The organism is Streptomyces sp. ATCC 21386, assembly GCF_018728545.1.
Lineage (GTDB): Bacteria > Actinomycetota > Actinomycetes > Streptomycetales > Streptomycetaceae > Streptomyces.
Map to the genome: position 1 here is coordinate 7,915,546 of NZ_JAAVVL010000001.1, position 24,912 is coordinate 7,940,457.

General features: G+C 71.8%; 22 protein-coding genes. 5 read left to right on the forward strand and 17 right to left on the reverse strand.

Annotated features, from left to right (window positions below; genetic code table 11):
• Positions 1-11 precede the first annotated feature (11 nt).
• Genes GWK25_RS33955 through GWK25_RS33970 form a run of 4 tightly spaced genes read right to left on the reverse strand, consistent with a single transcriptional unit; the run spans position 12 to position 3,254 of the window.
• Positions 12-371 carry an MmcQ/YjbR family DNA-binding protein gene (locus GWK25_RS33955; RefSeq protein ID WP_215455373.1) on the reverse strand — a complete coding sequence of 120 codons (360 nt, stop codon included), beginning with the start codon at positions 369-371 and terminating at the stop codon, positions 12-14.
• The gene (locus GWK25_RS33960; RefSeq protein WP_215455374.1) at positions 368-1,675 is read right to left on the reverse strand and encodes a hemolysin family protein; all 1,308 of its coding nucleotides are present in this window, start codon (positions 1,673-1,675) and stop codon (positions 368-370) included. Before GWK25_RS33960 ends, GWK25_RS33955 begins: the two co-directional genes overlap by 4 nt.
• Positions 1,672-2,169: an rRNA maturation RNase YbeY gene (gene ybeY / locus GWK25_RS33965; protein WP_184894224.1), complete on the reverse strand. Its 498-nt coding sequence runs from the start codon at positions 2,167-2,169 to the stop codon at positions 1,672-1,674. Before ybeY ends, GWK25_RS33960 begins: the two co-directional genes overlap by 4 nt.
• Before the next feature lie 14 nt (positions 2,170-2,183).
• Positions 2,184-3,254: a PhoH family protein gene (locus GWK25_RS33970; RefSeq protein WP_215455375.1), complete on the reverse strand. Its 1,071-nt coding sequence runs from the start codon at positions 3,252-3,254 to the stop codon at positions 2,184-2,186.
• A 407-nt stretch (positions 3,255-3,661) separates the two neighbouring features.
• Here GWK25_RS33970 and GWK25_RS33975 point away from each other — a divergent pair, with 407 nt between their 5' ends.
• The 3 genes from GWK25_RS33975 to GWK25_RS33985 all read left to right on the forward strand — a co-directional run bounded on the left by GWK25_RS33975 (position 3,662) and on the right by GWK25_RS33985 (position 7,906).
• Complete coding sequence (locus GWK25_RS33975) at positions 3,662-4,963, forward strand: glucarate dehydratase family protein (RefSeq protein ID WP_215455376.1); 1,302 nt, start codon at positions 3,662-3,664, stop codon at positions 4,961-4,963.
• 185 nt (positions 4,964-5,148) lie between these two features.
• The gene (locus tag GWK25_RS33980; protein ID WP_215455377.1) at positions 5,149-6,258 is read left to right on the forward strand and encodes a PfkB family carbohydrate kinase; all 1,110 of its coding nucleotides are present in this window, start codon (positions 5,149-5,151) and stop codon (positions 6,256-6,258) included.
• Between the two features lie 454 nt (positions 6,259-6,712).
• Entirely contained in the window at positions 6,713-7,906 is a 1,194-nt protein-coding gene (locus tag GWK25_RS33985) for an MFS transporter (protein ID WP_215455378.1), read from the forward strand.
• A gap of 34 nt (positions 7,907-7,940) precedes the next feature.
• Here the strand turns inward: GWK25_RS33985 and GWK25_RS33990 are convergent, their stop codons facing one another.
• The 11 genes from GWK25_RS33990 to hrcA form a co-directional block, all read right to left on the reverse strand.
• Positions 7,941-8,933, reverse strand: a complete 993-nt coding sequence (locus GWK25_RS33990) for an adenosine deaminase (RefSeq protein ID WP_215455379.1) — start codon at positions 8,931-8,933, stop codon at positions 7,941-7,943.
• Positions 8,934-8,953: 20 nt separating this feature from the next.
• On the reverse strand, positions 8,954-9,862 hold the full coding sequence (locus GWK25_RS33995; protein WP_215455380.1) for a ribonuclease Z: 909 nt from the start codon (positions 9,860-9,862) through the stop codon (positions 8,954-8,956).
• A gap of 6 nt (positions 9,863-9,868) precedes the next feature.
• Positions 9,869-10,222 (reverse strand): HIT domain-containing protein, encoded by a 354-nt coding sequence (locus tag GWK25_RS34000; protein WP_215455381.1) that lies wholly within the window; start codon positions 10,220-10,222, stop codon positions 9,869-9,871.
• A gap of 330 nt (positions 10,223-10,552) precedes the next feature.
• On the reverse strand, positions 10,553-13,798 hold the full coding sequence (locus GWK25_RS34005) for a S41 family peptidase (RefSeq protein WP_215455382.1): 3,246 nt from the start codon (positions 13,796-13,798) through the stop codon (positions 10,553-10,555).
• 130 nt (positions 13,799-13,928) lie between these two features.
• A complete protein-coding gene (locus GWK25_RS34010; protein WP_215448706.1) occupies positions 13,929-15,575 on the reverse strand; it encodes an IS1182 family transposase in 1,647 nt (548 codons plus the stop codon).
• A 110-nt stretch (positions 15,576-15,685) separates the two neighbouring features.
• Positions 15,686-16,246: a hypothetical protein gene (locus GWK25_RS34015; RefSeq protein ID WP_251829156.1), complete on the reverse strand. Its 561-nt coding sequence runs from the start codon at positions 16,244-16,246 to the stop codon at positions 15,686-15,688.
• Positions 16,247-16,330: 84 nt separating this feature from the next.
• A complete protein-coding gene (locus tag GWK25_RS34020) occupies positions 16,331-16,723 on the reverse strand; it encodes a VOC family protein (RefSeq protein WP_215455383.1) in 393 nt (130 codons plus the stop codon).
• A 46-nt stretch (positions 16,724-16,769) separates the two neighbouring features.
• The gene (locus tag GWK25_RS34025) at positions 16,770-17,519 is read right to left on the reverse strand and encodes a 16S rRNA (uracil(1498)-N(3))-methyltransferase (protein WP_215455384.1); all 750 of its coding nucleotides are present in this window, start codon (positions 17,517-17,519) and stop codon (positions 16,770-16,772) included.
• Positions 17,516-18,646 (reverse strand): nitronate monooxygenase, encoded by a 1,131-nt coding sequence (locus GWK25_RS34030; protein WP_215455385.1) that lies wholly within the window; start codon positions 18,644-18,646, stop codon positions 17,516-17,518. The genes GWK25_RS34025 and GWK25_RS34030 overlap by 4 nt, the downstream gene beginning before the upstream one ends.
• A 217-nt stretch (positions 18,647-18,863) precedes the next feature.
• Complete coding sequence (gene dnaJ / locus GWK25_RS34035; RefSeq protein ID WP_215455386.1) at positions 18,864-20,000, reverse strand: molecular chaperone DnaJ; 1,137 nt, start codon at positions 19,998-20,000, stop codon at positions 18,864-18,866.
• Positions 20,001-21,017, reverse strand: a complete 1,017-nt coding sequence (hrcA, locus tag GWK25_RS34040) for a heat-inducible transcriptional repressor HrcA (RefSeq protein WP_184894198.1) — start codon at positions 21,015-21,017, stop codon at positions 20,001-20,003. It abuts the gene before it with no gap.
• A 377-nt stretch (positions 21,018-21,394) separates the two neighbouring features.
• Between hrcA and GWK25_RS34045 the strand changes: the two genes are divergently transcribed.
• Both GWK25_RS34045 and GWK25_RS34050 read left to right on the forward strand, forming a co-directional pair.
• Positions 21,395-22,126, forward strand: a complete 732-nt coding sequence (locus GWK25_RS34045; RefSeq protein ID WP_215455387.1) for an MBL fold metallo-hydrolase — start codon at positions 21,395-21,397, stop codon at positions 22,124-22,126.
• Between the two features lie 42 nt (positions 22,127-22,168).
• Positions 22,169-22,984, forward strand: coding sequence for a DUF3097 domain-containing protein (locus GWK25_RS34050; protein ID WP_215455388.1), 816 nt, complete (start codon positions 22,169-22,171; stop codon positions 22,982-22,984).
• Here GWK25_RS34050 and GWK25_RS34055 read toward each other — a convergent pair.
• Both GWK25_RS34055 and hemW read right to left on the reverse strand, forming a co-directional pair.
• Positions 22,962-23,552: a Uma2 family endonuclease gene (locus GWK25_RS34055; protein ID WP_215455389.1), complete on the reverse strand. Its 591-nt coding sequence runs from the start codon at positions 23,550-23,552 to the stop codon at positions 22,962-22,964. The genes GWK25_RS34050 and GWK25_RS34055 overlap by 23 nt on opposite strands.
• A gap of 104 nt (positions 23,553-23,656) precedes the next feature.
• Positions 23,657-24,889, reverse strand: a complete 1,233-nt coding sequence (gene hemW / locus GWK25_RS34060; RefSeq protein ID WP_215455390.1) for a radical SAM family heme chaperone HemW — start codon at positions 24,887-24,889, stop codon at positions 23,657-23,659.
• Positions 24,890-24,912: the final 23 nt, after the last annotated feature.

Below are 24,912 nucleotides of genomic sequence, written 5' to 3' on the forward strand. Positions count from 1 at the left end.
GAGCATACGTTTCACGCCCGGTCGAGCCGGAGCCGGTCCCCGCGCGGCAGACCGGCCACCACCAGGTCGTACGAGTCCTCGATCAGCTCCTCGACCAGCCGGTCCGGAAGGCCGGCGTCGAGGGTCACCGTGTTCCAGTGGCGCTTGTTCATGTGATAGCCGGGGGCGATGAGACCGGGGTGCTCGGTGCGCAGCCGGACCGCGTCCTCGGGGTCGCACTTGAGGTTGACCTTCAGGGGCTGCCGCTCCGCCCAGCTCAGGGCGAACATCTTGCCGAGGACCTTGTAGACGGAGATCTCGGGACTGAAGGGGAAGTCCTCGACGGCCTCGTCGAACGAGAGGCAGAAGGCACGCAACTCCTGTGGCGTCACTCGGACTTCTTCTCCTCCTCCGGCACCTCGGCGGGGCCGATCGGCTCCACCAGCACCGTGACGATCTTGTTCCGGCGGCCGGCGGCGGCCTCCGCCGTGAGCCGCAGTTCGCGCTCGTCGGGGAGGGCGACGACCGACGAGGCACCGGCGATGGGGACGCGCCCCAGCGCCTTGGCGAGGAGGCCGCCCACGGTCTCCACGTCCTCGTCGTCGTAGGCGTCGAGCCCGTACAGCTCGCCGAGGTCGGTGATGTCGAGGCGGGCGGTGACGCGGTAGCGGTCGTCGCCGAGCTCCTCCACCGGCGGCAGCTCCCGGTCGTACTCGTCGGTGATCTCGCCGACGATCTCCTCCAGGATGTCCTCGATGGTGACGATGCCCGCGGTGCCGCCGTACTCGTCGATGACGACGGCGACGTGGTTGCGCTCCTGCTGCATCTCGCGCAGCAGGTCACCGGCGTTCTTGGTGTCGGGGACGAAGACGGCCGGGCGCATGGCCGTGGACACCAGTTCGCTCTCGGCGTCCCGGTTGATGTGCGTCTTGCGGGCCAGGTCCTTCAGGTACACGATCCCGACGATGTCGTCCTCGTTCTCCCCCGTGACCGGTATGCGAGAGAAACCGGAGCGCAGGGCGAGGGTGAGGGCCTGGCGGATGGTCTTGTACCGCTCGATGGCGACCAGGTCGGTGCGCGGGACCATCACCTCGCGGACGAGGGTGTCGCCCAGCTCGAAGACCGAGTGCACCATCCGGCGCTCCTCGGCCTCGATCAGGGACTCCTTCTCCGCGAGGTCGACCAGCGCGCGCAGCTCGGCCTCGGAGGCGAACGGGCCCCGCCGGAAGCCCTTGCCGGGGGTCAGCGCGTTGCCGATGAGGATCAGCAGGTTCGGGATCGGGCCCATGATCCGGGCCAGCGGCAGCAGGACGTACGCCGCCGCCGTGGCCGTGTTCAGGGGGTGCTGACGGCCGATGGTGCGCGGGGAGACTCCGACGGCCACGTACGACACGAGGACCATCACGCCGATGGCGACGACCAGGGCCTCCCAGGTCGCGTCGAACTCCTTCAGGCAGGCATAGGTGACGAGCGTGGCAGCGGCCATCTCGCAGGCCACACGCACCAGGAGTGCGACGTTCAGGTACCGGGTCGGATCGGCCGCGATCTGGGCGAGCTTCGCGCCGCCGCGCCGCCCGGCCCGTACGGCCTCCTCGGCGCGGAAGCTGGAGACGCGCGCGAGGCCCGCCTCCGCGCAGGCGGCGAGCCAGGCGACGACGACCAGGGCGACGGCACCGCCGATGAGAGTCGCGCTCATGACACGGTCGGCGCCGGCGAGGGGCCGGTGAGGCCCTTCTCCGCGCGCCAGCCGTCCACGATGGCGGCCTGGAGGCCGAACATCTCGGCCTTCTCGTCCGGCTCCTCGTGGTCGTAGCCCAGCAGGTGCAGCACCCCGTGGACGGTGAGGAGCTGGAGCTCCTCGTCCATGGAGTGCTGCGTGTCGGCTTCCTTGCCCTGCTTCTCGGCGACCTCGGGGCACAGCACGATGTCGCCGAGCAGGCCCTGCGGCGGCTCGTCGTCGTCCTTCGACGGCGGACGCAGCTCGTCCATCGGGAAGGACATGACATCCGTCGGACCGGGGAGGTCCATCCACTGGATGTGCAGCTGCTCCATGGCGTCGGCGTCCACCACGATCACCGAGAGCTCGGAGAGGGGGTGGATGCGCATCCGCGTCAGCGCGTAGCGGGCGATGTCGAGGATCGCCTGCTCGTCGACCTCGGTTCCGGACTCGTTGTTGACGTCGATCGACATGGTGCTGTGCTTGTCTACTTCCCCTTGTGCCCGGCCTTGCCCCGGCCGCCCTTGTGCGTGCCGTTCTCCGTGCCGTGCGTGGTGTCGTACTTCTCGTACGCGTCGACGATACGGCCGACGAGCTTGTGCCGTACGACATCCTGGGACGACAGCCGGGAGAAGTGCACGTCGTCCAGGCCCTCCAGGATGTCCTGCACCTGGCGCAGACCCGACTTCGTGCCGTTCGGCAGGTCGACCTGCGTCACGTCACCCGTGATCACGATCTTCGAGTCGAAGCCGAGGCGGGTGAGGAACATCTTCATCTGCTCGGGCGAGGTGTTCTGGGCCTCGTCGAGGATGATGAAGGCGTCGTTGAGCGTGCGCCCGCGCATGTACGCCAGGGGCGCGACCTCGATGGTCCCGGCGGCCATCAGCCGGGGGATCGAGTCGGGGTCGAGCATGTCGTGCAGCGCGTCGTAGAGCGGGCGCAGATAGGGGTCGATCTTCTCGTAGAGGGTGCCGGGCAGGAAGCCCAGGCGCTCTCCGGCCTCGACCGCCGGGCGGGTCAGGATGATGCGGTTGACCTGCTTGGACTGCAGGGCCTGGACGGCCTTGGCCATGGCGAGATAGGTCTTGCCGGTGCCGGCCGGGCCGATGCCGAAGACGATCGTGTGCTTGTCGATGGCGTCGACGTACCGCTTCTGGTTGAGCGTCTTGGGGCGGATCGTGCGGCCACGCGAGGACAGGATGTTCTGTGTGAGCACCTCGGCCGGGGTCTCCTGGCCTTCGCTCTTCCCGTTCTCGCTCGCCCTCAGCATGGCGATCGAGCGTTCCACCGCGTCCTCCGTCATCGGCTGTCCGGTGCGGAGCACCAGCATCATCTCGTCGAACAGGCGCTGGACGAGAGCGACTTCGGGGGCGTCGCCGACCGCGCTGATCTCATTGCCCCGGACATGGATGTCGACCGCCGGGAAGGCCTTCTCGATCACGCGCAGGAGGGAGTCGCCGGAACCCAGCACGGTCACCATGGGGTGCGCCGCGGGGACGGTGAACTGCGCTCTCGCCTTGCCCTGCGCGGGGGTGTGAGCTGTGCGTGTCTGAGTCATGGGCCGGCTCTGTAGGCCGCGGTTCCTCCTCTTGGCCGTGGGGCTCGTGTCGCCCTTTTCCAGAGTACGACGCGGCGGTGACAGTGCCGTAGGGCTTTTACCCGGGGAGAGCTCGGGGGGTGCCTGCGAGCGCGGGGGCGGCTGCCGTGCGGGCCGGTCGCCGCGCGCGGCCGGCAGTTCCAGCAGGTCGACCGTGCGCGCCGCCGACCTCACCTCACGGACGCCGCACTCCGTCTCCGCCGTGCGCGTTTCCGGCAGCGTTTACGACATGCGCCGATCGCCGGAGACGACGCGGCGCCGTTGACCCGCCTTGTTCGCCTATCTAACCTCCATCTCTATACGTAGATGACCTGATCCGTGGATGACATAGGACACGACCTCGCGTCGACGACCGTAGGAGCCGCCCCGTGAGCGCGACCCGTGACCTGACCATCGCCGAGGTCCGGCTGACACCGATCCTGGTCGCCGACCCGCCGCTGCTGAACACGCAGGGGGTGCACCAGCCGTACACACCGCGGCTGATCGTGGAGGTGGTGACCGCCGACGGGATCACGGGGGCGGGCGAGACGTACGGCGACACCAAGTACCTGGAACTGGCGAGGCCTTTCGCAGCGAAGCTCGTGGGCCGCCGGGTCAGCGATCTGAACGGGCTGTCCGTACTCGCCGACGAGGTGGCCGTCGACGGGGCGCGGATCTCCGGGCAGGTCGACGTGGGCGGGCTGCGCGGTGTCCAGACGGCCGACAAGCTGCGGCTGTCGGTCGTGTCGGGGTTCGAGGTCGCCTGTCTCGACGCGCTCGGCAAGGCGCTGGGGCTGCCCGTGCACGCGTTGCTCGGCGGGAAGGTGCGGGACACCGTGGAGTACAGCGCGTACCTCTTCTACAAGTGGGCCGATCACCCCGAGGGCGTGGTGGGCGAGCGGGACGACTGGGGGGCCGCCGTGGACCCGGCCGGGATCGTGGCGCAGGCCAGGCGCTTCAAGGAGCGGTACGGGTTCACGTCGTTCAAGCTCAAGGGGGGCGTCTTCCCGCCGGACGAGGAGATCGCGGCGATCCGCGCGCTGGCCGAGGCGTTCCCCGGGCATCCGCTGCGGCTGGACCCGAACGGGGCCTGGTCCGTGGAGACCTCGCTGAAGGTCGCGGACGCGCTCGGGGACGTGCTCGAATACCTGGAGGACCCGGCGCTCGGGACGCCCGCGATGGCCGAGGTGGCGTCGCGGACGTCCGTACCGCTGGCCACCAACATGTGTGTGACGACCTTCGCGGAGATCGAGGAGGCGTTCACGAAGGGAGCCGTGCAGGTCGTCCTCTCCGACCACCACTACTGGGGCGGGCTGCGCGCCACGCGTGAACTGGCCGCGATCTGCCGGACGTTCGGGGTCGGGGTGTCCATGCACTCCAACACGCACCTGGGGATCAGCCTCGCCGCGATGACGCAGGTGGCGGCCACGGTGCCCGGGCTCCACCACGCCTGCGACTCCCACTACCCCTGGCAGTCCGAGGACGTCCTCACCTCGCGGCTCACCTTCGAGAACGGGGCGGTACGGGTGTCGGACGCACCGGGCCTCGGGGTCGAACTGGACCGGGACAGGCTGGAGTTCCTGCACCGCCGGTGGCTGGACGACGACGGCTCCTCGAGGGACCGAGACGACGCGGCGGCGATGAGGGTGGCGGAGCCGGGGTGGGTGACACCGGTCGTGCCTCGCTGGTAGCGGTGGGGGGTGAAAAGCAGGGGGCGCAGTCCCTGCTTTTCAGGGGCGCGGGGAACTGTGCGAGAAGCCCCACCGGGCCGCACCCGACAACGCACCCTCACGCCCCCACAACGACGTGACCGGCACCCCCAAGCGGTGCGCGTGGTGCAAACTGGCTGGATCCGCACCACGCCAGGGAGCACATCGTGACCGCGTTCAAGGGAGAGCGACCGCACCGGCCCCAGGTAGACCCGCTGAGGGCCCTGCGCGCACCGGATGACCCGCCCTGGGACGTCTATCTGACCGGCACCGTCTTCCTCGACATCATCTTCACCGGCCTGGACTCCGCCCCGGTGCGCGGGACGGAGTCCTGGGCACGCGGCATGGGGTCCAGCCCCGGCGGCGTGGCGAACATGGCCACGGCCCTGGCCCGGCTCGGCCTGAAGACCTCCCTCGCGGCGGCCTTCGGCGACGACCACTACGGCGAGTACTGCTGGGACGCCCTGGAGCAGGGCGAGGGCATCGACCTCTCCTCCTCCCGCACGGTCCTCGGCTGGCACTCCCCGGTCACGGTCTCCATGGCGTACGAGGGCGAGCGCACGATGGTCTCCCACGGCCACGAGGCACCCCCGGAGGAGTCCGCGCCCGAGTGCCCGCCCCACGCGCGCGCCGCCGTCGCCTCGCTCACGCCCGGCGTACGCGCCCCCTGGATCGCGCAGGCCGCGAGCAAGGGCACCCGGATCTTCGCGGACGTCGGCTGGGACGACACCGGCTCGTGGGACCTGGCGGGGCTCGCCGACCTCGCCCATTGCGAGGCGTTCCTGCCCAACGCGGCGGAGGCGATGCGGTACACCGGCGCCGAGTGCCCCCGGGCAGCCGCCCGCGCCCTCACCGAGCATGTCCCGGTGGCCGTGGTGACGCTGGGCGCGGAGGGCGCGTACGCCGTGGACGGGCGGACCGGTGAGACGGCGGAGGTACCGGCCATCGCGGTGGAGGCGTTGGACCCCACGGGCGCGGGAGACGTGTTCGTCGCCGGGTTCGTCACCGGCACGCTGGCGGACTGGCCGCTGGCGGACCGGCTGGCCTTCGCGGGGCTGACGGCGGCGCTGTCGGTGCAGGAGTTCGGCGGGTCGCTGTCCGCGCCCGGGTGGTCGGAGATCGCGGCGTGGTGGCGTCGGGTGCAGTCGGTGGACCGCCAGGAGCCTGCGGCGCTGCGGCGGTACGCGTTCCTGGAGGAGTTCCTGCCGAAGGACCACGTCAGCCCGTGGCCGCTGCGGCGGGCGGTCCCGACGATCGGCTTCCGCCGGTCGGCGTGAGGCCGGGCGCCTGATGACTCGGGGGTGCGGGTAGTTCGGCGACCGCGGGCTCGGTGGGGCTTCTCGCGCAGTTCCCCGCGCCCCTGAAAAGCACGGGCTGCGCCCCGTGCTTTTCATCCGCCGCAACCACGTCGCCTTCCAGACCCGCAGGCCCGTGGTCTTCATGCCCGCAGGGCCGTGATCTTCAGACCGGCAGGGCCTGGTCTTCAGATTGGCAGGGCCTGGTCTTTCAGAGGCGCGGGGAACTGCGCGAGAAGCCCCACCGGAGCCGCACCCGACGACGCACCCGACCACGCACCCGACCACGCACCCGCACCCCCAAAGCCTCCTCTGTTACCCACTAATCCCCACCCCAAACGCGCCGTGATACAAATTCTCCGCGCGTCCCTGTCCGTCGACAGCCAGCCGCCCAATCCCCTCATCGAGCCGCACCTTCGCACGTCCAGGAACGCCCGTGTCCCCCCGCACCACCACCCCGCCCTGGCCCCTCGTCGCCCTTTTCACGGCCGGGTATCTCGCCGCGTACCTCCTGCCCACCACCGTGGGCAGACTGGACGCCGCGCTCCCCCTCACCACCACCGAGGCCGGCGCCGTCGGCAGCGCGCTGCTGCTGGGCTCGGCCACGGCCGGCTTCACGCTCGCCGCCCACGTGGAACGCCTCGGCCCCCGCCGCGTCGCCCGCGTGGGCCTGCTGCTGGCCGCCGCCGGCTACGGCACCGCCGCGCTGACCACCGCCCTCCCCGCCGTGGTCGTGGGCGCGGTCCTCGGCGGCTTCGGTTCCGGTACGGCGACCGCCGTGGCCGCGACCGGCATCGCCGCGCAGCGCGACCCGCACCGGGTGTCCACGACGGGCCTGTTGAGCGTCTCGGCGCTGGCCGGCGCGCTGTATCTGACGATCCCCCGCCTGGGGCCGGGCCACGGCCTGCCGCTCGCCGCCCTCGCCCTCACCGCCCTGCTCACCCTCCCGGCCACCACCCGGCTCGCCACCCCGGCGGCCACCGCCCAGATCCCCCGGGAACGGGGCCCGCTCCCCCACCCGCGCCACGGTCTGACCCTCGCCGTCACCCTCCTGCTGTGGTCCCTGGCGCAGAATTCCCTGTGGGGCGTCAGCGGCCGGATCGGCACCACGCAGGCCGGGCTCTCCGAGGTCACCGTCGGCGCCGTCTTCGCGACGGCGCTCGGCGCGGGCCTGCTCGGGGTCATCGGGGCGGGCGCGCTCGGCGTGCGCTTCGGCCGCGCGCTCCCGATCGGCGCCGGCACGGCGGTCATCGCCGGCTGTATCGCGCTCAGCGCCACCGCGACCGACCTGCCGACCTTCGCCACGGGCGAGATCGCCTGGAACGCGCTCTACCCGGTCGTCCTGTCGTACCTCATCGGCCTCGCCGCGTCCCTCGACCCGCGTGGCCGCTGGGCGGTCCTGATCGGCTCGGCGTCCTCGCTCGGCACGGCCGCCGGTCCCCTCGTCGGCAGCCTGCTCTCCGCCCACGCCGGCTACCCGGCGATGGGCGCGATCCTGGCCGTCGGCCTGCTCCTGATCACGGCCCCCATGACCTGGGTGGCCCTGCGCACCACCGCGCCCACGACGGAACACGCCCGCTACCAGGAGCAGACGACCGCTGGGCAGCCGGAGTACCGCCCGGCGGCCTGACCCCGCTCACCCGCCCACACCAGGCACAGCCGCCTCACCCGAAGTCGTACGCCTCCACCTCGGCGAGATACCGGGCCCGCCGCTCCTCGTCGTGCTCCAGGAAGGACGCGGTGAAGGAGTTGCGGGCCAGCTCCCGCAGCCGGTCCTCGCTCAGGCCGAACGTCCGACGCACGGCGTCGAAGTTGTCGCCGGCGTACCCGCCGAAGTAGGCCGGGTCGTCGGAGTTGACCGTGCAGAGCAGCCCCGCGTCGAGCATGGCGGGCAGGGGGTGGTCGGCGAGGGTGTCGACGGTGCGCAGCCGGACGTTGGAGAGCGGGCAGAGCGTCAGCGGGATGCGCTCGCGCACCAGCCGTTCGACGAGCGCCGGGTCCTCCATGCAGCGCAGCCCGTGGTCGACCCGCTCGACCCCGAGGACGTCGAGGGCCTCGGTGATGTACTCCGGCGGGCCCTCCTCGCCGGCGTGCGCGACGCGCCGCAGCCCGAGCGCGGCGGCCGCCTCGTACACCTCACGGAACTTGACCGGCGGGTGCCCGACCTCGGCGGAGTCCAGCCCGATCCCGACGATCCGGTCGAGGTACGGCTGCGCGGCCTCCAGGGTGGAGAGGGCGGACTCGGCGGACTCGTCCCTCAGGAAGCACATGATCAACTGGGTGGAGACGCCGTGCGTCTCCTCGCTCCTGCCCAGCGCCCGCCACAGTCCCTCGACGACCGTCCCCATCCCGACGCCCCGCGCGATGTGGGCCTGCGGGTCGAAGAAGATCTCGGCGTGGCGTACGCCCTGGGCGGCGGCGCGGGCGAGATAGGCGTCGGCCAGGTCGGCGAAGTCCTGCTCGGTGCGCAGGACCGCCATCAGCTCGTAGTACAGGTTCAGGAAGGACTGGAGGTCCTCGAACTCGTAGGCCTTGCGGAGCGCTTCCGTGTCCGCGTACGGCAGCGCGACCCCGTTCCGGGCGGCCAGCGCGAAAGCCAGCTCCGGCTCCAGGGCGCCTTCGATGTGCAGGTGCAGTTCAGCTTTGGGGAGGGACATCAAAGCATCGTACGGCCGCTCTAGCGCCGTTTCGGAAGCGCCACCCGCAGCAGGTCGTGCGCCACCGTCAGCTCTCCCTCGAACCCGGCGGCCCGCGCCTGCCGTTCGAACTCCTCGGGTTCGGTGTACCGCTGGCTGAAGTGGGTGAGGACGAGATGCCGTACCCCGCAGTCCCGGGCGACGGAGGCGGCCTGACCAGCCGTCAGATGACCGTGCTCGACGGCTAGTTCGATGTCCTCATTGAGGAAGGTGGACTCGATGACGAGCATGTCGGCCGCGTCGGCGAGGGCGTAGACCCCGTCGCACAACCGGGTGTCCATGACGAACGCGAACCGCTGTCCGCGCCGCAGTTCGCTGACGTCCTCCAGGCGGACGCCGCCGATCTCGCCCTCCCGCTGGATCCGTCCGATGTCCGGCCCCTTGATGCCGTGCGCGGCGAGCCGCTCGGGCAGCATCCGGCGCCCGTCGGGTTCGACGAGGCGGTACCCGTAGGACTCGACGGGGTGCGAGAGCTTGTGCGCGTCGAGGGTGTAGCCGGGGGTGACGGCCAGCACTCCGCCCTCGCCCTCGACCGGCGCCTCGGTCAGCTGGACCGTCTCCCGGTACGCGGTGGCGTACCGCAGCCGGTCGAAGAACCGCTGCCCGGAGCGCGGGTAGTGGGCGGTGATGTCGTGCGGGACCCGGTCGAGGTTGATCCGCTGGATCACCCCGGCCAGCCCCAGCGAGTGATCGCCGTGGAAGTGGGTGACGCAGATGCGGTTGAGGTCGTGGGCGGCGACCCCGGCGCGCAGCATCTGCCGCTGGGTGCCCTCGCCGGGGTCGAAGAGGAGCCCCTCGGCGTCCCAGCGGAGCAGATAACCGTTGTGGTTGCGGTGCCGGGTCGGGACCTGGCTGGCGGTGCCGAGGACCACCAGTTCACGTACGGACACGGCTCGTCACCCGGGGGGCCACTGCAGGCCGCGACCGCCGACGACGTGCGCGTGCGCGTGGAAGACGGTCTGGCCGGCGCCGGTGCCGGTGTTGAAGACGATGCGGTAGCTCTCCAGCTTGTCCTCGTCCGCGACGGCCCGGGTCTCGCGCAGGACGTCCGCGGCGAGGTCGGGGGCGGCGGCGGCGAGTGTCGCGGCGTCCGCGTAGTGCGCCTTCGGGATGACCAGGACGTGGGTCGGTGCCTGGGGGTTGATGTCCCTGAACGCGACCGTCGTGTCCGTCTCCCTCACGATCGTCGCGGGGACGTGGCCCGCGACGATCTTGCAGAACAGACAGTCGTCCTGCGGCTCCCCAGCCATACGTTCCCTCCAGCCACCGGTGATCTTCTTCTACCCGGGCATGCTATCGAGCGAATTCCGCCCCCGCCGCCCTTACCCGTTCCCGTCCCAGGGGCTGCGCCCCTTCGACCCCGCTCGCAGGTGGTTCGTCCGCGGCCCGGTGGGGCTTCTCGCGCAGTTCCCCCGCGCCCCTGAAAGACCAGGCCCCGTGGCCTGCGAGGCGCCCGACGGCGCCCCTGAAAAGCAGCGGGCGCAGCCCCTGCTTTTCAGGGGCGCGGGGAACTGCGCGACCAGCCCCCACGCACCCGCACCCGCACCCGCACCCGCACCCGGCAGCGCACCCCCGCGGCCTCACGCCTCCGGCAGCGCGGGCGGCGTCTTCGCCGGCGTCGACTCCAACCCCTCCAACGCGATCCGGATCGCCTCGTCGAGCTGGGGGTCTCGGCCGGCCGCGTGGTCCTGGGGCGCCTGCACGACCTCGACGTCGGGATCGACGCCGTGGTTCTCGACCCCCCACCCGTACCCCTCCAGCCAGAACGCGTACTTCGGCTGGGTCACCAACGTCCCGTCGACCAGCCGGTACCGGCTGTCGATCCCGACGACCCCGCCCCACGTCCGCGTACCGACCACCGGACCGATCCCGAGCGCCTTGATCGCCGCGTTGACGATGTCCCCGTCCGACCCGGAGAACTCGTTGGCGACGGCGACGACGGGCCCCCGGGGCGCGTCGTCGGGGTAGCTGCTCGCCCGCATCCCCCGCGGCAGGTCCCACCCGACGATCCGCCGGGCCAGCTTCTCCACCACGAGCTGGGAGGTGTGCCCGCCCCGGTTCTCCCGGACGTCCACGACCAGCCCCTCCCGCGCGACCTCGATCCGCAGGTCGCGGTGGAGCTGGGCCCAGCCGGAGCCGACCATGTCGGGGACGTGCAGGTACCCGAGGCGGCCGCCGGACTTCTCGTGGACGTAGGCCCGCCGGTCCGCCACCCACGCGTGGTAGCGCAACGGCTCCTCGTCGGAGATCGGCACCACCACCGGATGCCGGAGATCGCCGCCCCCGGCCGGCAGCACGGTCAGCTCCACCGCCTTGCCCGCCGTGCCGACGAGCAGTGGCCCGGGCCCGGTCAGCGGGTCGACCGGCTGCCCGCCGACCGCGATGATCGCGTCCCCGGCCCGTACGGCGACCCCGGGCGCGGCGAGCGGCGAGTGCGCGTCCGGGTCGGAGGTCTCCGACGGCAGCACCCGGTCGATGCGCCACAGCGGAGTCCCCTGGGGCCCGTCCTCGTGCCGGGAGATGTCCGCCCCGAGCAGCCCCTGCCGCCGGTCGCCGGAGCCGCCCCGGCCGCGCGGGGTGACGTACGCGTGGGAGGTGCCCAACTCGCCCTGTACCTCCCAGAGCAGGTCCACGAGGTCGTCGTGGGTGGCCACCCGCTCCAGGACGGGCCGGTACCGGTCGAGGACGCCGGACCAGTCGACGCCGCCCAGGTCGGGCCGCCAGAAGTTGTCCCGCATCAGCCGGCCGGTCTCGTCGAACATCTGGCGCCACTCGGCGGCCGGGTCGACGGTCCGCCGGACCCGGGACAGGTCGACCGTGATGTTGCTGTCGCTGTCGTCGTCGCCCGAGGCGCGCCGGTCGCTGGGGACGACCTTGAGCTTGCCGTCGGTCCACAGCAGGACCCGCTTGCCGTCGCCGCTGACGGCGAAGTGGTCGGCGTCGGAGGCCAGGTACTCCAGGCGCCGCTGGGCGAGGTCGTACCGCTCCAGGGAGGTCTTCGGGTCCGGGTCGTCGGGAGTGGCCCGCAGATGGCCGAGGACGCCGGTGACGGGGTGGCGCAGCCACAGCACGCCGTCCTTGGCGGCGCGCAGCGTGGAGTAGCGGGCGGCCTCGACCGGGAAGGGGACGATCCGGTCGGCGAGCCCTTCGAGGTCGATCCGGGTGGCGGGGGCGCCCTCGCTGTCCGGTGTCTCGTCCTTGTCGGGCGCATCGAACGGCCGGCCGTGGCGCTGCGGTCCGAAGGGGGACGGGGTGGTCGCCGCGAGCGTGATGAGGTGCGGGCGGGCGCCGCTGACGAAGTGCAGGTCGAAGACGTGTTCGTCGTAGACCGGGTCGAAGGCGCGTGCGGAGAGGAAGGCGAGGTGCTTGCCGTCGAGCGTGAACGTCGGCGAGAAGTCCTGGAAGCGCAGCGGGGTCGCCTCGGTGACGGACAGGTCGGCGGTGTTGGCGAGCTTGAGCTGGCGCAACGGGCGCGGACCCGGGTGCGACCAGGCCAGCCAGGCCGAGTCGGGCGAGAAGACGAGCCCGGTCACCTCGCCGTCCTCGCTGCGGTCGACCTCCCGTACCTCGCCGGTCTCCCGTTCGACGAGCAGCACCCGGCCGTCGTCCGCGGAGACGGCGACCCGGCTGCCGTCGGGGGCGACGGCGAGCCCGAGGACGCGGCCCAGCTGTCCGGCGGCGAGCCGGCGCGGGGTGGCGCCGGGGCCGACGCCGGTCGACGGGGCGAACTCCAGGGCGTCGTCGCCCTCCGCGTCCGTCACCCACACCACCCATTCCTCGCCCTCCACGCGGAAGGTGCGGGGCAGCCGGGCCCGTACGCCGTCCTCGGCGGCGAGCGCGCGGGCGGGGCCGGAGCGGTGGGTGATCCAGTGGATCGAGCCGCGCACGGAGACGGCGCTGCCGCGGGCGGTGTGGTCGGGCGAGGCGGAGCCGAACCAGCGGGAGGCGTTCACCGGGAAGGGCTGGAGGTCGACGCGCTGCCCGCCCAGCCGGATGTCGAGCTTGCGCGGCTCGGCGCCGTCCAGGTCGTCCAGCAGCCACAGTTCACCGGCGGACGAGTACACGACACGGGTGCCGTCGGTGGCCGCGTGCCGGGCGTAGAACCCGTCGACGGGGGTGTGACGGCGCAGGTCGGAGCCGTCGGCGAGGGAGGAGTAGAGCGCTCCGACGCCCTCGTGGTCGGAGAGGAACGCGATCCGCTCACCGACCCACATCGGGTATTCGAGGTTGCCGTCCAGCTCGCTGTGGAGGCGTTCGAACTCCCCGGCCGCCCCGGCGCCGTCACCGCCGTCACCGCCGTCCTCGGACCGGTCGATCCACAGCTTGCCCGCGGTGCCGCCCCGGTACCGCTTCCACCATGCGGCCTCGCGGCCCATCGGCGCGGACAGCAGCACGGTGGCGGGCCCGTGGGCGACATCGCCGACGGGCCCGTAGGGGAGGGTGGTGGCCGGTCCGCCGTCGAGCGGCACGGCGCGCGCCCAGCTCCGCCGGAGGCTGGCCTGGCCGTGGGTGGTGAGCGCGAGAACCTGACCGTCGGGTGTCCAGCCGCGCACCTGGGTGCGCCAACTCCCCCAGTACGTCAGGCGCTTGGCGGACCCTCCGTCGACGGGCGCGATGTGCACCTCGGGCGCCCCGTCCCGGGTGGAGGTCCACGCGACGGTGGTGCCGTCCGGAGAGATCCGCGGATGGTTGACGGGTACGTTGTCCGCGCTGACCCGCCAGGCACGGCCGCCGTCCAGAGGCGCGACCCACACGTCGTCCTCGGCGGTGAAGGCGACCAGGTCGCCGTGCAGGTGCGGATACCGGAAATACGCGAGCTGAGTCACCCAGTCACTTTAAGCAGCGTCCGGTCTGATGGGGAGGGGTTTGGATCATGTCCCTCGCACCGGGCCCCAGTTGCCGGCGGGCGGGCCCGGTCCGCTCCGGACGCTGTTGGTAAATCCGCCCCGCTGGATCTCATTCAGCGGGGCGGAGTGCTGCGAAGGGTGAGGTGCGGGTGCGGGCGAGCGGTCTGCCGGTGAGCCAGGCATCGATGCGGGCGAGGTTGATGGCGGCGCCGGTGAAGTGGTGTTGCAGCCGGGTTTTGGCGAGGCCGCGGTAGCGGGATCTGCGCAGGCCGAATGCCTGGACGCCTTGGGAGATGGTGCCCTCGACGCCGGCGCGGTGTCCGTAGCGGCGGCGCCAGTGGTGGGTGTCCTGCTCGGTGCGGGCCTGCTGGAGGATCTCGTGTTCGGCTTTGGGGCGCAGGGTCAGATTGCGGCCGGTTTCGGCGGTGGTGCAGGAAGTCCGCAGTTCACAGGGGGTGCAGTGGCGTTCGGCGAAGCGGACGCGGGTGACCGGGGTGCCGCGGTGGCTCTGGGCGTCTCTCCACTGGACGCTGGTGTGGCCGCCGGGGCAGACGGCCTGGCGTTGCTCCCAGTCGACGGTGAAGCGCGTGCTGTCGAAGACGTCGCCGGTTGCCTGTTGCCGGATGGTGTTCTTCCCGACCGGTCCGACGAGGGTGATGCTGTGATCGCGGCGGGCGTGGTGGATCTGCTCGGCGTCGACGTATCCGGCGTCCAGCAGGTGTTCGTCCGGCACCAGTTGGCGGTCGGCAAGGGCGGTGTGGATGTCCTCCAGCACGGCGTTGTCGGTCACCGGTGCCGGGGTGGTGTGGATGTGGGTGATCAGGTGCGGGGCGTCGGGCTCGCAGGTCTCGCTGAGGTGGACCTTGTATCCGGACCAGGCCAGATCGCGCTTCGCTCCGGTCCTGGCCCCGGGCTCGTGCGGGGTGCGTAAGCGGATCAGGCCGGGCGGGGTGTTCTTCGGCTCCCGCCAGCGCACGGTGCCGTCGACGCGGTGAAACTGCTGCACCCAGGTCTGGCGGAGGAACTCCACCGCGGGAAGACGCTGCAGGCCGGGCGGTGCCGATGTCGACCAGACCGCTTCCAGCAGCACCGTGCCGTCGGCCCCGCACTGGTCGCCGTGCTCGATCCGGGCGGCCCACCGGGACGGGAAACGGCTGTCCTCCGGACGCGCCGAGTACCGGTCGAACCACTCCGGCGCAGCCAACCCCATCAGCCAGTCCCCGGCCGCCTCGGCGATCTGGTTCAAAGCCGCCCGCAGTGTCTCGACCACGAACTCCAGCCGGCTCAGATCCCTGGTCACGGCCAGTACATGGGTGGCGTCCGTGCGCTGCCGGTTACCCGCCTTGACCAGCCCGGCCTCCCCGGCGGCCGTCAGCACCGCGTCGAACACCGCCCGGCCCGCATCCGACTCGGTCAGCCGGGCCCGGAACTCGCTGAGCACGGAGAAGTCGAACCCCACGTCGGCCAGCTCCAGCGACAGGGCGTACTTCCAGTCCAGACGCGAACGGACCGCGTGCGCAGCCTGCCGGTCGGTCAGACCCTCGGCGAACTGCAACACCGACACCAGCGCCAGCCGCGCCGGCGAGACCACCGGCCGCCCCCGCGCCGAGAACAACTCCTCGAAGTCGGCATCGGCGAAGACCGGCCCGAGCGCATCCCGAACCCGCATCACCAGACACCCCTTCGGAAACACCGCACGCGCCAGCCGCGCGGTCTCCTCCGGAATCTCCGCCAGATCCACCCCACGCAACGACACGAACCCACCCCACGAACATGACGACGGCCTGCACAACCCCAACGGGGTCGTGCAGGCCGTCGTCACGCAGGCCCCCGGATTTACCAACAGCGTCCGCTCCGGGCGTGGCCTCACTTGCCCTCGGGCACGCACGCCGGGTCCTTCTGGCACCAGATGGTCTGGGTGACGGTGACCGTCGCGGTCGGTCCCGGCTGACCGGGTCGGCCGGGCCGGTCGGACTCCGGGGCGTCGCAGTTGCCGAGCCCCTCGACGTGGAACCACTCCTTGCCGCCGAGCTTCGCGGTCAGATCGCCGCGTACGCACCTGCCGTTGACCTCTTTGGTCACCTTCCCGGTGACGGTGATCTCCCGGCCTTCCTTGTCCTCGCCGGTGCAGTCGACCTTCGCGACGGTGGCGACCGAGGAGGACGGCGACGCGGATTTCCCGCCGCCCTCCCCGCCCTTGCCGTCACTGTCGTACGACGCCGTGCAGGTGAGCCACCGGACGTCGAGGCCCTCCCGCTCCAGCTCCTCGGTGGCGAGCTGGTCCGTGGTGAACGCGACCGCGCCGGTGTTGAGCCCGCCGCCCTCGCAGGCCACCAGACCCACGACCGCGCAGACACCGAGGCCGGCTCCCAGCAGGAGCCGACGCCCGCCCGACCGGTACGCCCTGACACGCCTCCATGCCCCCATGTCCGGCAGCCTGCCACCGCCCGCGGCGGTGCGGAAGACCGCATGCGGACAAGCCGCCGGGACCTGGGGCGCGGGCGAGGCGTGTCAGCCGCTCATCAGCAGCCATTCCTGCAGCTCGACCAAGTTCCCCTCGGGGTCCTTGAGATGGGCCACCCGCATACGGTCGGTCATACGTGCGGGACCGGGCAGGAGCCGTACGCCGAACGAGGTGATCCGTTCGCAGTAGGCGTCGAGGTCGTCGACCCGTAGGACGACCAGCGACCGGTGGCCGTTCGCCTCGTCGGCCAGCTCCCCGAGCACCTCGGCCATCATCGCCCGGTCCTGCAGGGCGATCCCCGCGGACCCGACGGCCGGACTGAACCTCTCGTACGGCCCGTCGACCGCCCCGGACTGGGGCTTCAACCCGAGCACATCGGCGTAGAAGCGGTAACACACGGCGAAGTCGGTGACGAGCAGCCTTACTTGGGCGAGTTCCACGATGCTCCCAGAGGGTTCGGGGACACCGGTCGGGACCGGGTGGCGGTCAGGACCAGCGTCCGGTTCGGCCCAGCAGCAACGCCCCGGCCGCCGTCCCGGCGGTCGACGTGCGCAGCACACTGGGCCCGAGTCGGTACGCCCCCGCGCCCGCCTCGCCGAAGAGTGCCAGCTCCTCCGGCGACACGCCCCCCTCGGGCCCCACGACGAGCACGATCTCCCCGGCCGTCGGCAGCTCGGCCGTGGCCAGTGTCTCGTCGCCGCTCTCGTGCAGGACCGCGGCGAAGTCGGCCTTCGCCAGCAGCTCCGCGACCTGCTTGCCCGTGGCCGCGTCCGCGACCTCGGGGAACCGTGTCCGGCGGGACTGCTTGCCCGCCTCCCGGGCGGTGGCCCGCCACTTGGCGAGGGCTTTCAGCCCCCGGTCGCCCCTCCACTGGGTGATGCAGCGGGCGGCCGCCCAGGGCACGATCGCGTCGATCCCGACCTCGGTCATGGTCTCGACGGCCAGTTCGCCCCGGTCGCCCTTGGGCAGCGCCTGGACGACGGTGATCCGGGGCTGCGCCGGGGGCTCCTCGTGCACGGTCTCCAGGTCCATGACCACGAGCCGGTCCTTGCCCTCGGCGGCCTTGACGATCCCCTCCGCCCAGCGTCCGCGCCCGTCCGTGAGGACGACGTCCTCACCGGCCCGCAGCCGCTTCACGGAGACGGCGTGCCGCCCCTCGGGGCCGTCGAGGACGAGCTCGCCGCCACTGCCGTCCGGCAGGTCCAGCGAGTCGACCACGAACACCGGTGCGGTCATCGTCCCTCGTTCCCGACCTGGGCGGAAGCCTGCGCCGCCTGCGCGGCGGCGATCTCGGCGGCCAGCACCTGGACCAGTTCACCGGCCGGCAGTTCCCGGGCCATCCGGTGCCCCTGCCCGGCCCAGAGCGCCATGCCCTGCGCGTCCCCGGCCTTGGCGGCGGCCTTGCGCAGCGGCGAGGTCAGGTGGTGGACCTCCGGGTAGGCGGCGGGAGCGTAGGGGCCGTGCTCGCGCAGGAACCGGTTGACCAGGCCGCGGGCCGGACGGCCGGAGAAGGCCCGGGTCAGCTCGGTGCGGACGAAGAGGGGGTCGGTCAGGGCCTGCTTGTGCACGGCGTGCGCGCCGGACTCGGCGGTCGCGAGGAAGGCCGTGCCGAGCTGGGCCGCGCTCACGCCCGCCGTCAGGAGGGCGGCGATCTGACTGCCGCGCATGATGCCGCCGGCCGCGACCATCGGCAGCGCCACGGCCTCGCGGACCTGGGCGACGAGCGACAGCAGCCCGATGCCCGCCCGGTCCCGCTCGGGGTCGTCGCGGTGGGTGCCCTGGTGGCCGCCGGCCTCGACGCCCTGCACGATCACGGCGTGGGCCCCGGACCGCTCCACGGCCTGCGCCTCCTCCGCCGAGGTCGCGGTGACCAGGGTGAGGGTGCCCTTGCGGGCGAACGACTCGATGACCTCGGGCGTCGGGCAGCCGAAGTGGAACGACACCACGGGCACCGGATTGTCGAGCAGCACGGCGAGCTTGGCCTCGTAGCCGTCGTCGCGTCCGCTGTCCGGGTCGCCCAGCTCTGCGTCGTACCAGGTGGCCTCACCGGCGAGCTGCTCCGCGTAGACCTCGACGGCGGCCGCAGCAGGGGGCGCGGCGTCAGCCGCTCCGGTGGAGCCGGTGCTTGCACCGGGGTACTCCGGCTGCGGCATGAACAGGTTCACGCCGAAGGGGCGGGAGGTGAGCGCCCGGAGCGCCTTGATCTCCTGGTACATCCCGTCGGCCGTCTTGTACCCGGCGGCGAGGAACCCCAGCCCGCCGGCCTCGGACACGGCGGCGGCCAACCGCGGCACGGACACACCGCCCGCCATCGGGGCCTGCACGATCGGGAGCGGGACGAGATCGGTCAGTGCGGAGGACATGACGGCATGGTGCCATGCGCTCTGGGCGCAGCCGAATCGGGGGCGGGGGGGGTGTTCGTCGGGTGCGGGTAGGTGGGGGCTGGTCGCGCAGTTCCCCGCGCCCCTAAAGGACCAGGCCCTGCGGGCCTGAAAAGCACGGGGCGCAGCCCGTGCTTTTCAGGGGCGCGGGGAACTGCGCGAGAAGTCCCACCGGGCCGCGCCCGACAACGCACCCCGCTCAGCGCCCGTTGAACGCGTCCTTCAGCCGGGAGAACAGTCCCTGCTGACCGGGCTGGAACTGCCCCGTCGGCCGCTCCTCACCCCGCAGCGCGGCCAGCTGCCGCAGCAACGCCTCCTGCTCGGGATCCAGCTTCGTCGGCGTCTGCACCTCGACGTGGACGATCAGGTCGCCCCGCCCACCACCGCGCAGATGCGTGACACCACGGCCGTGCAGCGGGATCGACTGCCCGGACTGCGTGCCGGGGCGGATGTCGACCTCCTCCAGCCCGTCCAGCGTCTCCAGCGGCACCTTCGTACCGAGGGACGCCGCCGTCATCGGGATCGTCACCGTGCAGTGCAGGTCGTCGCCGCGCCGCTGGAACGTCGGGTGCGGCAGCTCGTGGATCTCGACGTAGAGGTCACCGGCGGGACCGCCACCGGGCCCGACCTCGCCCTCACCGGCCAGCTGGATGCGCGTGCCGTTGTCGACACCGGCCGGGATCTTGACCGTCAGCGTCCGACGCGACCGCACCCGCCCGTCGCCCGCGCACTCGGGGCACGGGTTCGGGACGATCGTGCCGAAGCCCTGGCACTGCGGGCACGGCCGGGAGGTCATGACCTGGCCGAGGAAGGACCGCGTGACCTGCGAGACCTCACCGCGCCCACGGCACATGTCACAGGTCTGGGCGGTGGTGCCGGGAGCGGCCCCCTCGCCACTGCACGTCGTACAGACGACGGCCGTGTCGACCTGGATGTCCTTCGTCGTGCCGAAGGCCGCCTCGTCGAGGTCGACCTCCAGCCGGATCATCGCGTCTTGGCCCCGGCGCGTACGCGACCGCGGACCCCGCTGGGACGCCGTGCCGAAGAACGCGTCCATGATGTCCGAGAAGTTCCCGAAGCCACCGGCGCCGAAGCCGCCCGCGCCTCCGCCGCCCGCCTGGGACAGCGGGTCGCCGCCGAGGTCGTAGACCTGCTTCTTCTGCGGGTCCGACAACACCTCGTAGGCGGCGTTGATCTCCTTGAACCGCTCCTGGGTCTTCGGATCGGGATTGACGTCCGGGTGCAGCTCGCGCGCGAGCCTCCGGAACGCCTTCTTGATCTCGTCCTGGGACGCGTCGCGGCGCACGCCGAGCACGGCGTAGTAGTCCGTGGCCACTTAAGACTCCGCCAGGATCTGTCCGACGTACCGTGCCACCGCTCGTACCGCTCCCATCGTTCCCGGATAGTCCATGCGCGTAGGTCCGACCACGCCCAGCTTCGCTACTGCCTCGCCGCCCGAACCGTAGCCGACGGAGACGACGGACGTGGAGTTGAGTCCCTCATACGCGTTCTCATGACCGATGCGTACGGTCATGCCCGAATCCCCGGCCTCGCCAAGCAACTTGAGGAGGACGACCTGCTCCTCCAAGGCTTCCAGAACGGGCCGGATGGTGAGGGGGAAGTCATGTCCGAAGCGGGTGAGATTGGCGGTTCCGCCGATCATCAGCCGCTCCTCGCTCTCCTCGACGAGTGCTTCGAGGAGGGTGGAGAGCACGGTCGCGACCGTCCCCCGGTCCTCGACGTCGAACGCCTCCGGCAGGTCCTCGACCAGCCGGGGCACGTCGGTGAACCGGCGGCCCGCGACCTTGCTGTTCAGCCGGGCGCGAAGATCCGCGAGTGACGTTTCTCCGAACGGCGCCGGGCAGTCCACCAGCCGCTGTTCCACCCGTCCGGTGTCCGTGATCAGCACGAGCATCAGCCGGGCGGGGGCCAGCGACAGCAGCTCCACGTGCCGCACCGTCGACCGTGTGAGCGACGGATACTGCACGACGGCGACCTGCCGCGTCAGCTGCGCCAGCAGCCGCACGGTCCGCGCCACCACGTCGTCGAGGTCGACCGCGCCGTCCAGGAAGTTCTGGATGGCGCGCCGTTCGGGCGGGGTCATCGGCTTGACGCCGGCCAGCTTGTCGACGAAGAGCCGGTACCCCTTGTCCGTGGGGATGCGGCCCGCGCTGGTGTGGGGTTGGGCGATGAAGCCCTCGTCCTCCAGCGCCGCCATGTCGTTGCGGACGGTCGCCGGGGAGACCCCCAGGTTGTGCCGCTCCGTGAGCGCCTTGGAACCGACCGGCTCCTCGGTGCCCACGTAGTCCTGGACGATGGCGCGCAGCACCTGGAGCCTGCGTTCACTGAGCATCGCGCACACCTCCAGCTCGCTCTTGTGTGACTCCCCTTTGGCACTCACCCCGGGCGAGTGCCAACACTCCCCGCCCAGTGTACGGCGGTGGGGTACGCCCCCGGCAAGGCCGGTCCAGCCATGTGATGCCGACGTGTACCGACCTGTCCTGCGATGTCGGGCCCCGGTCCGGCCACCACCGGGGCGCGTGTCGGCGCACTTCCTACCGACGGGTACGACCACCCGTGGTCGACTCCGAACCGCCCACGGCGATCAACCTCGGTGGCCCTTGCCACAGCCCGTCGCCCCGTCTGTGCGACGGCTCACGACCGCTGCTCGACGACCTCCCCGGCACCCTCCTTCACCGGTCCGTGCGGTGCTACAGCTAGCGTCGGCGCATGACGGTGACTTGGGAAGAGTGCGGGTGGCAGGGATTGACGCCACGGGTCGGACGGTGCCGCCTTCCCGGCTGGGACTGCACGGTCGGACTGGTGGCCGGGGACGGTGCGGCCCTCATGATCGACGCGGGTTCCAGCGTGCGGGAGGGCGCACGGCTGCGTACCGAGGCGTGCCGACTGCTCGGTGGCGCCCGTGTGACACATCTCGCGCTCACCCACCCCCATTTCGACCATGTCTTCGGGGCGGCCGCGTTCGCCGGGGTGGAGGTCTTCGGCGCGGTGGGCATCGACGGCGTCCTGACCCGTGACCGCGACGCCCTCCGCGCGGACGCCGTGCACCACGGTCTGCCCCCGTCGGACGCCACCGAGGCCGCCGACCTCCTCGTCCTCCCCCGCCACGTGGTCTCCGGCGAGTGGACGCTCGACCTGGGCGGCGGCGTCCGGGTGCTGCTGGCGAACGTGGGCCCCGGCCATACCGGCCACGACCTCGCGGTCCTGGTGTCGGAGGGCGCTCGGGAGGTGGTGTTCTGCGGGGACCTGGTCGAGGAGTCCGGCGAACCGCAGGCGGGCCCGGACGCGATCCCGTCCCGCTGGCCGGCCGCCCTGGACCGGCTCCTGGCCCTCGGCGGCGAGGACGCGCTGTACGTCCCCGGGCACGGGGCGGTGGTGGACGCGGCGTTCGTCCGGGCCCAACGCGACGCGCTGGCACGTCGCTTCGGCGTGTCGGACTGAGTGCGGGGGCATCCGGGCGCGGCTTCTCCTATCGTCACTCGAATGCGCCAGTACTCACCCGACCTGACCCCGCCCTGGAAGAAGCCGAAGCCGGCCCCCGAGGTCCCGGCCGATCCGGGTCTGGTCGTCGAGGAGCCCACCACCGGGTTCTGCGGGGCGGTCATCCGCTGCGAGGCGGGCACGGTGACGCTGGAGGACCGCTTCGGCAAGCACCGGGTGTTCCCGCTGGAGCCGCGGGGGTTCCTGCTGGAGGGCCGGGTGGTGACCCTGGTCCGCCCCGCCGCCTCGGCCCCGGCGCGGCCGAGTCGTACGGCATCCGGCTCGGTGGCCGTCCCGGGCGCCCGCGCGCGTGTCGCCCGCGCCGGGCGCATCTACGTCGAGGGCCGCCACGACGCCGAGCTCGTCGAGAAGGTGTGGGGCGACGATCTGCGCATCGAGGGCGTGGTGGTGGAGTACCTGGAGGGCGTCGACGACCTCCCCGCGATCGTCGAGGAGTTCGCACCGGGGCCGGACGCGCGGCTCGGCGTCCTGGTCGACCACCTGGTCCCGGGGAGCAAGGAGTCACGCATCGCCGCGTCGGTGACCAGCGAGCACGCGCTCGTCGTGGGCCACCCGTACATCGACATCTGGGAGGCCGTGAAGCCGTCCTCGGTGGGCATCGAGGCATGGCCGCGCGTGCCGCGGGGGCAGGACTGGAAGACGGGGGTGTGCCGGGCGCTGGGGTGGCCGTCGGACAACACGGGAGCGGTGTGGCAGGCGATTCTGGGGCGGGTGGGGTCCTACAAGGACCTGGAGCCGGAGCTGCTGGGCCGGGTGGAGGAACTGATCGACTTCGTCACGGGTAGCGGTGAGGCCTGACGTTCTCGTAAACGGCGAACTCGCTCGTGTCCAGCTCGATGCCGATGGGCTCCAGCGGAGTGAGATCGCCGAACTTGGTGATGCGCTGGCACCTGTAGTCCGCGTCCTCGCCCTGGCCAGTCGGTTCAGTAAGCAGTACGCACTGGGCCATGACGGGATCGATGATGAAATAGGCGGGCACCCCTGCCGCCGCGTAGATCGACCGTTTGACGCCATAGTCGCGAGCCACGCTCGTCTTGGAGACGACCTCCAGGAGCAAGGTGATGACCTCGGACGGCATCAGCCTCCCGTGGCCTGGTCCAGCGCCGCGTTCAATCACCACCAGGTCCGGCTGCGGCTCGCTGGTCTCTTCGAGCATCGCGATGTCCTGGGTTTGCAGTCGCCGCCACTGCTGGCGGGGGATCTGGTCCACAACCGCCTCCAGGATGTCGTTGTGGGCCACGTCCGGCCCCGCCATCATCACAATTTCCCCCCGGAGGAGCTCGACCTTGAATCCTTCGGGAAACTCAAAGCTCTCGAAGAACTTCACGATGTCGGTGGTCATCGGTCGGTCGTCCACAGCGGTCATCTCCGCAGCCCTCCGGTTTCCGCCACCGTGCAATTACGGCGGCAGCCTACGAACCAGGTTAGGTACCGAACCCCCGTTCCGCACCGATTCACCCACGCGAGTGATCAGTCCACCAGGTCCCGCACCACCGCGTCCGCCAGCAAGCGCCCCCGCAGCGTGAGCACCGCGCGCCCCTCCTCGTACGGCCCCGCCTCCAGCAATCCGTCGGCGAGTGCCCGCCCCGCCGCGGCCAGCCCCTCCTCCCGCAGCAGCGACAACGGGCACCCCTCCCGCAGCCGCAGTTCCAGCAGGATGCGCTCGACCCGGCGGTCCTCGTCCGACAGCAGCTCACGCCCCGCGCCAGGGGAGCGCCCGGCCGCCAGCGCGCCCGCGTACGCGCCGGGGTGCTTGACGTTCCACCAGCGGACGCCGCCGACGTGGCTGTGGGCGCCCGGTCCCGCGCCCCACCAGTCGGCGCCCCGCCAGTACAGCTCGTTGTGGAGGCATCGCCCGGCCTCGGACGTGGCCCAGTTGGAGACCTCGTACCAGTCGAACCCGGCGGCCGAGAGCGTCTCCTCGGCGATCAGATACCGGTCGGCGTGCACGTCGTCGTCCGTCATCGGGACCTCGCCCCGGCGGATGCGCCGAGCGAGCTGCGTGCCCTCCTCCACGATCAGGGCGTACGCCGAGATGTGGTCCGGCCCGGCACCGAGCGCGGCGTCCAGGGAGGCCCGCCAGTCGTCGTCGGACTCGCCGGGCGTGCCGTAGATCAGGTCGAGGTTGACGTGGTCGAAGCCAGCGGCGCGCGCCTCCGCCACGCACGCCTCGGGGCGCCCCGGTGTGTGCGTACGGTCGAGGATCTTCAGCACGTGCTGGCGCGCGCTCTGCATCCCGAACGAGAGCCGGTTGAAGCCGCCCGCGCGCAGGGTCTCCAGATACGCCGGGTCGACCGACTCCGGGTTCGCCTCCGTCGTCACCTCCGCGTCTTCCGCGAGCCCGAACTCCTCCCGGATCGCCCCCAGCATCCGTACGAGGTCGTCGGCGGCCAGCAGCGTGGGCGTGCCTCCGCCGACGAAGACCGTACGGACGGGACGCGGGTCGTCGCCGAGGACCTTGCGGGCGAGGCGGATCTCGTCGACGACCGTGTCCGCGTAGTTGTCGCGGGAGGCGAGGACGCCGCCGGTGCCGCGCAGCTCGGTGGCGGTGTAGGTGTTGAAGTCGCAGTAGCCGCAGCGGGTCGCGCAGTACGGGACGTGGAGATAGAACCCGAGGGGCCGCTCGGCCGCGTCGGCCAGGGCGTGCGCGGGCAGCGCCCCGTCGTCGGGGACGGGCTCACCGTCGGGGAGTGCGGAAGGCATGTCCTCCATTGTCCAGCACGGCC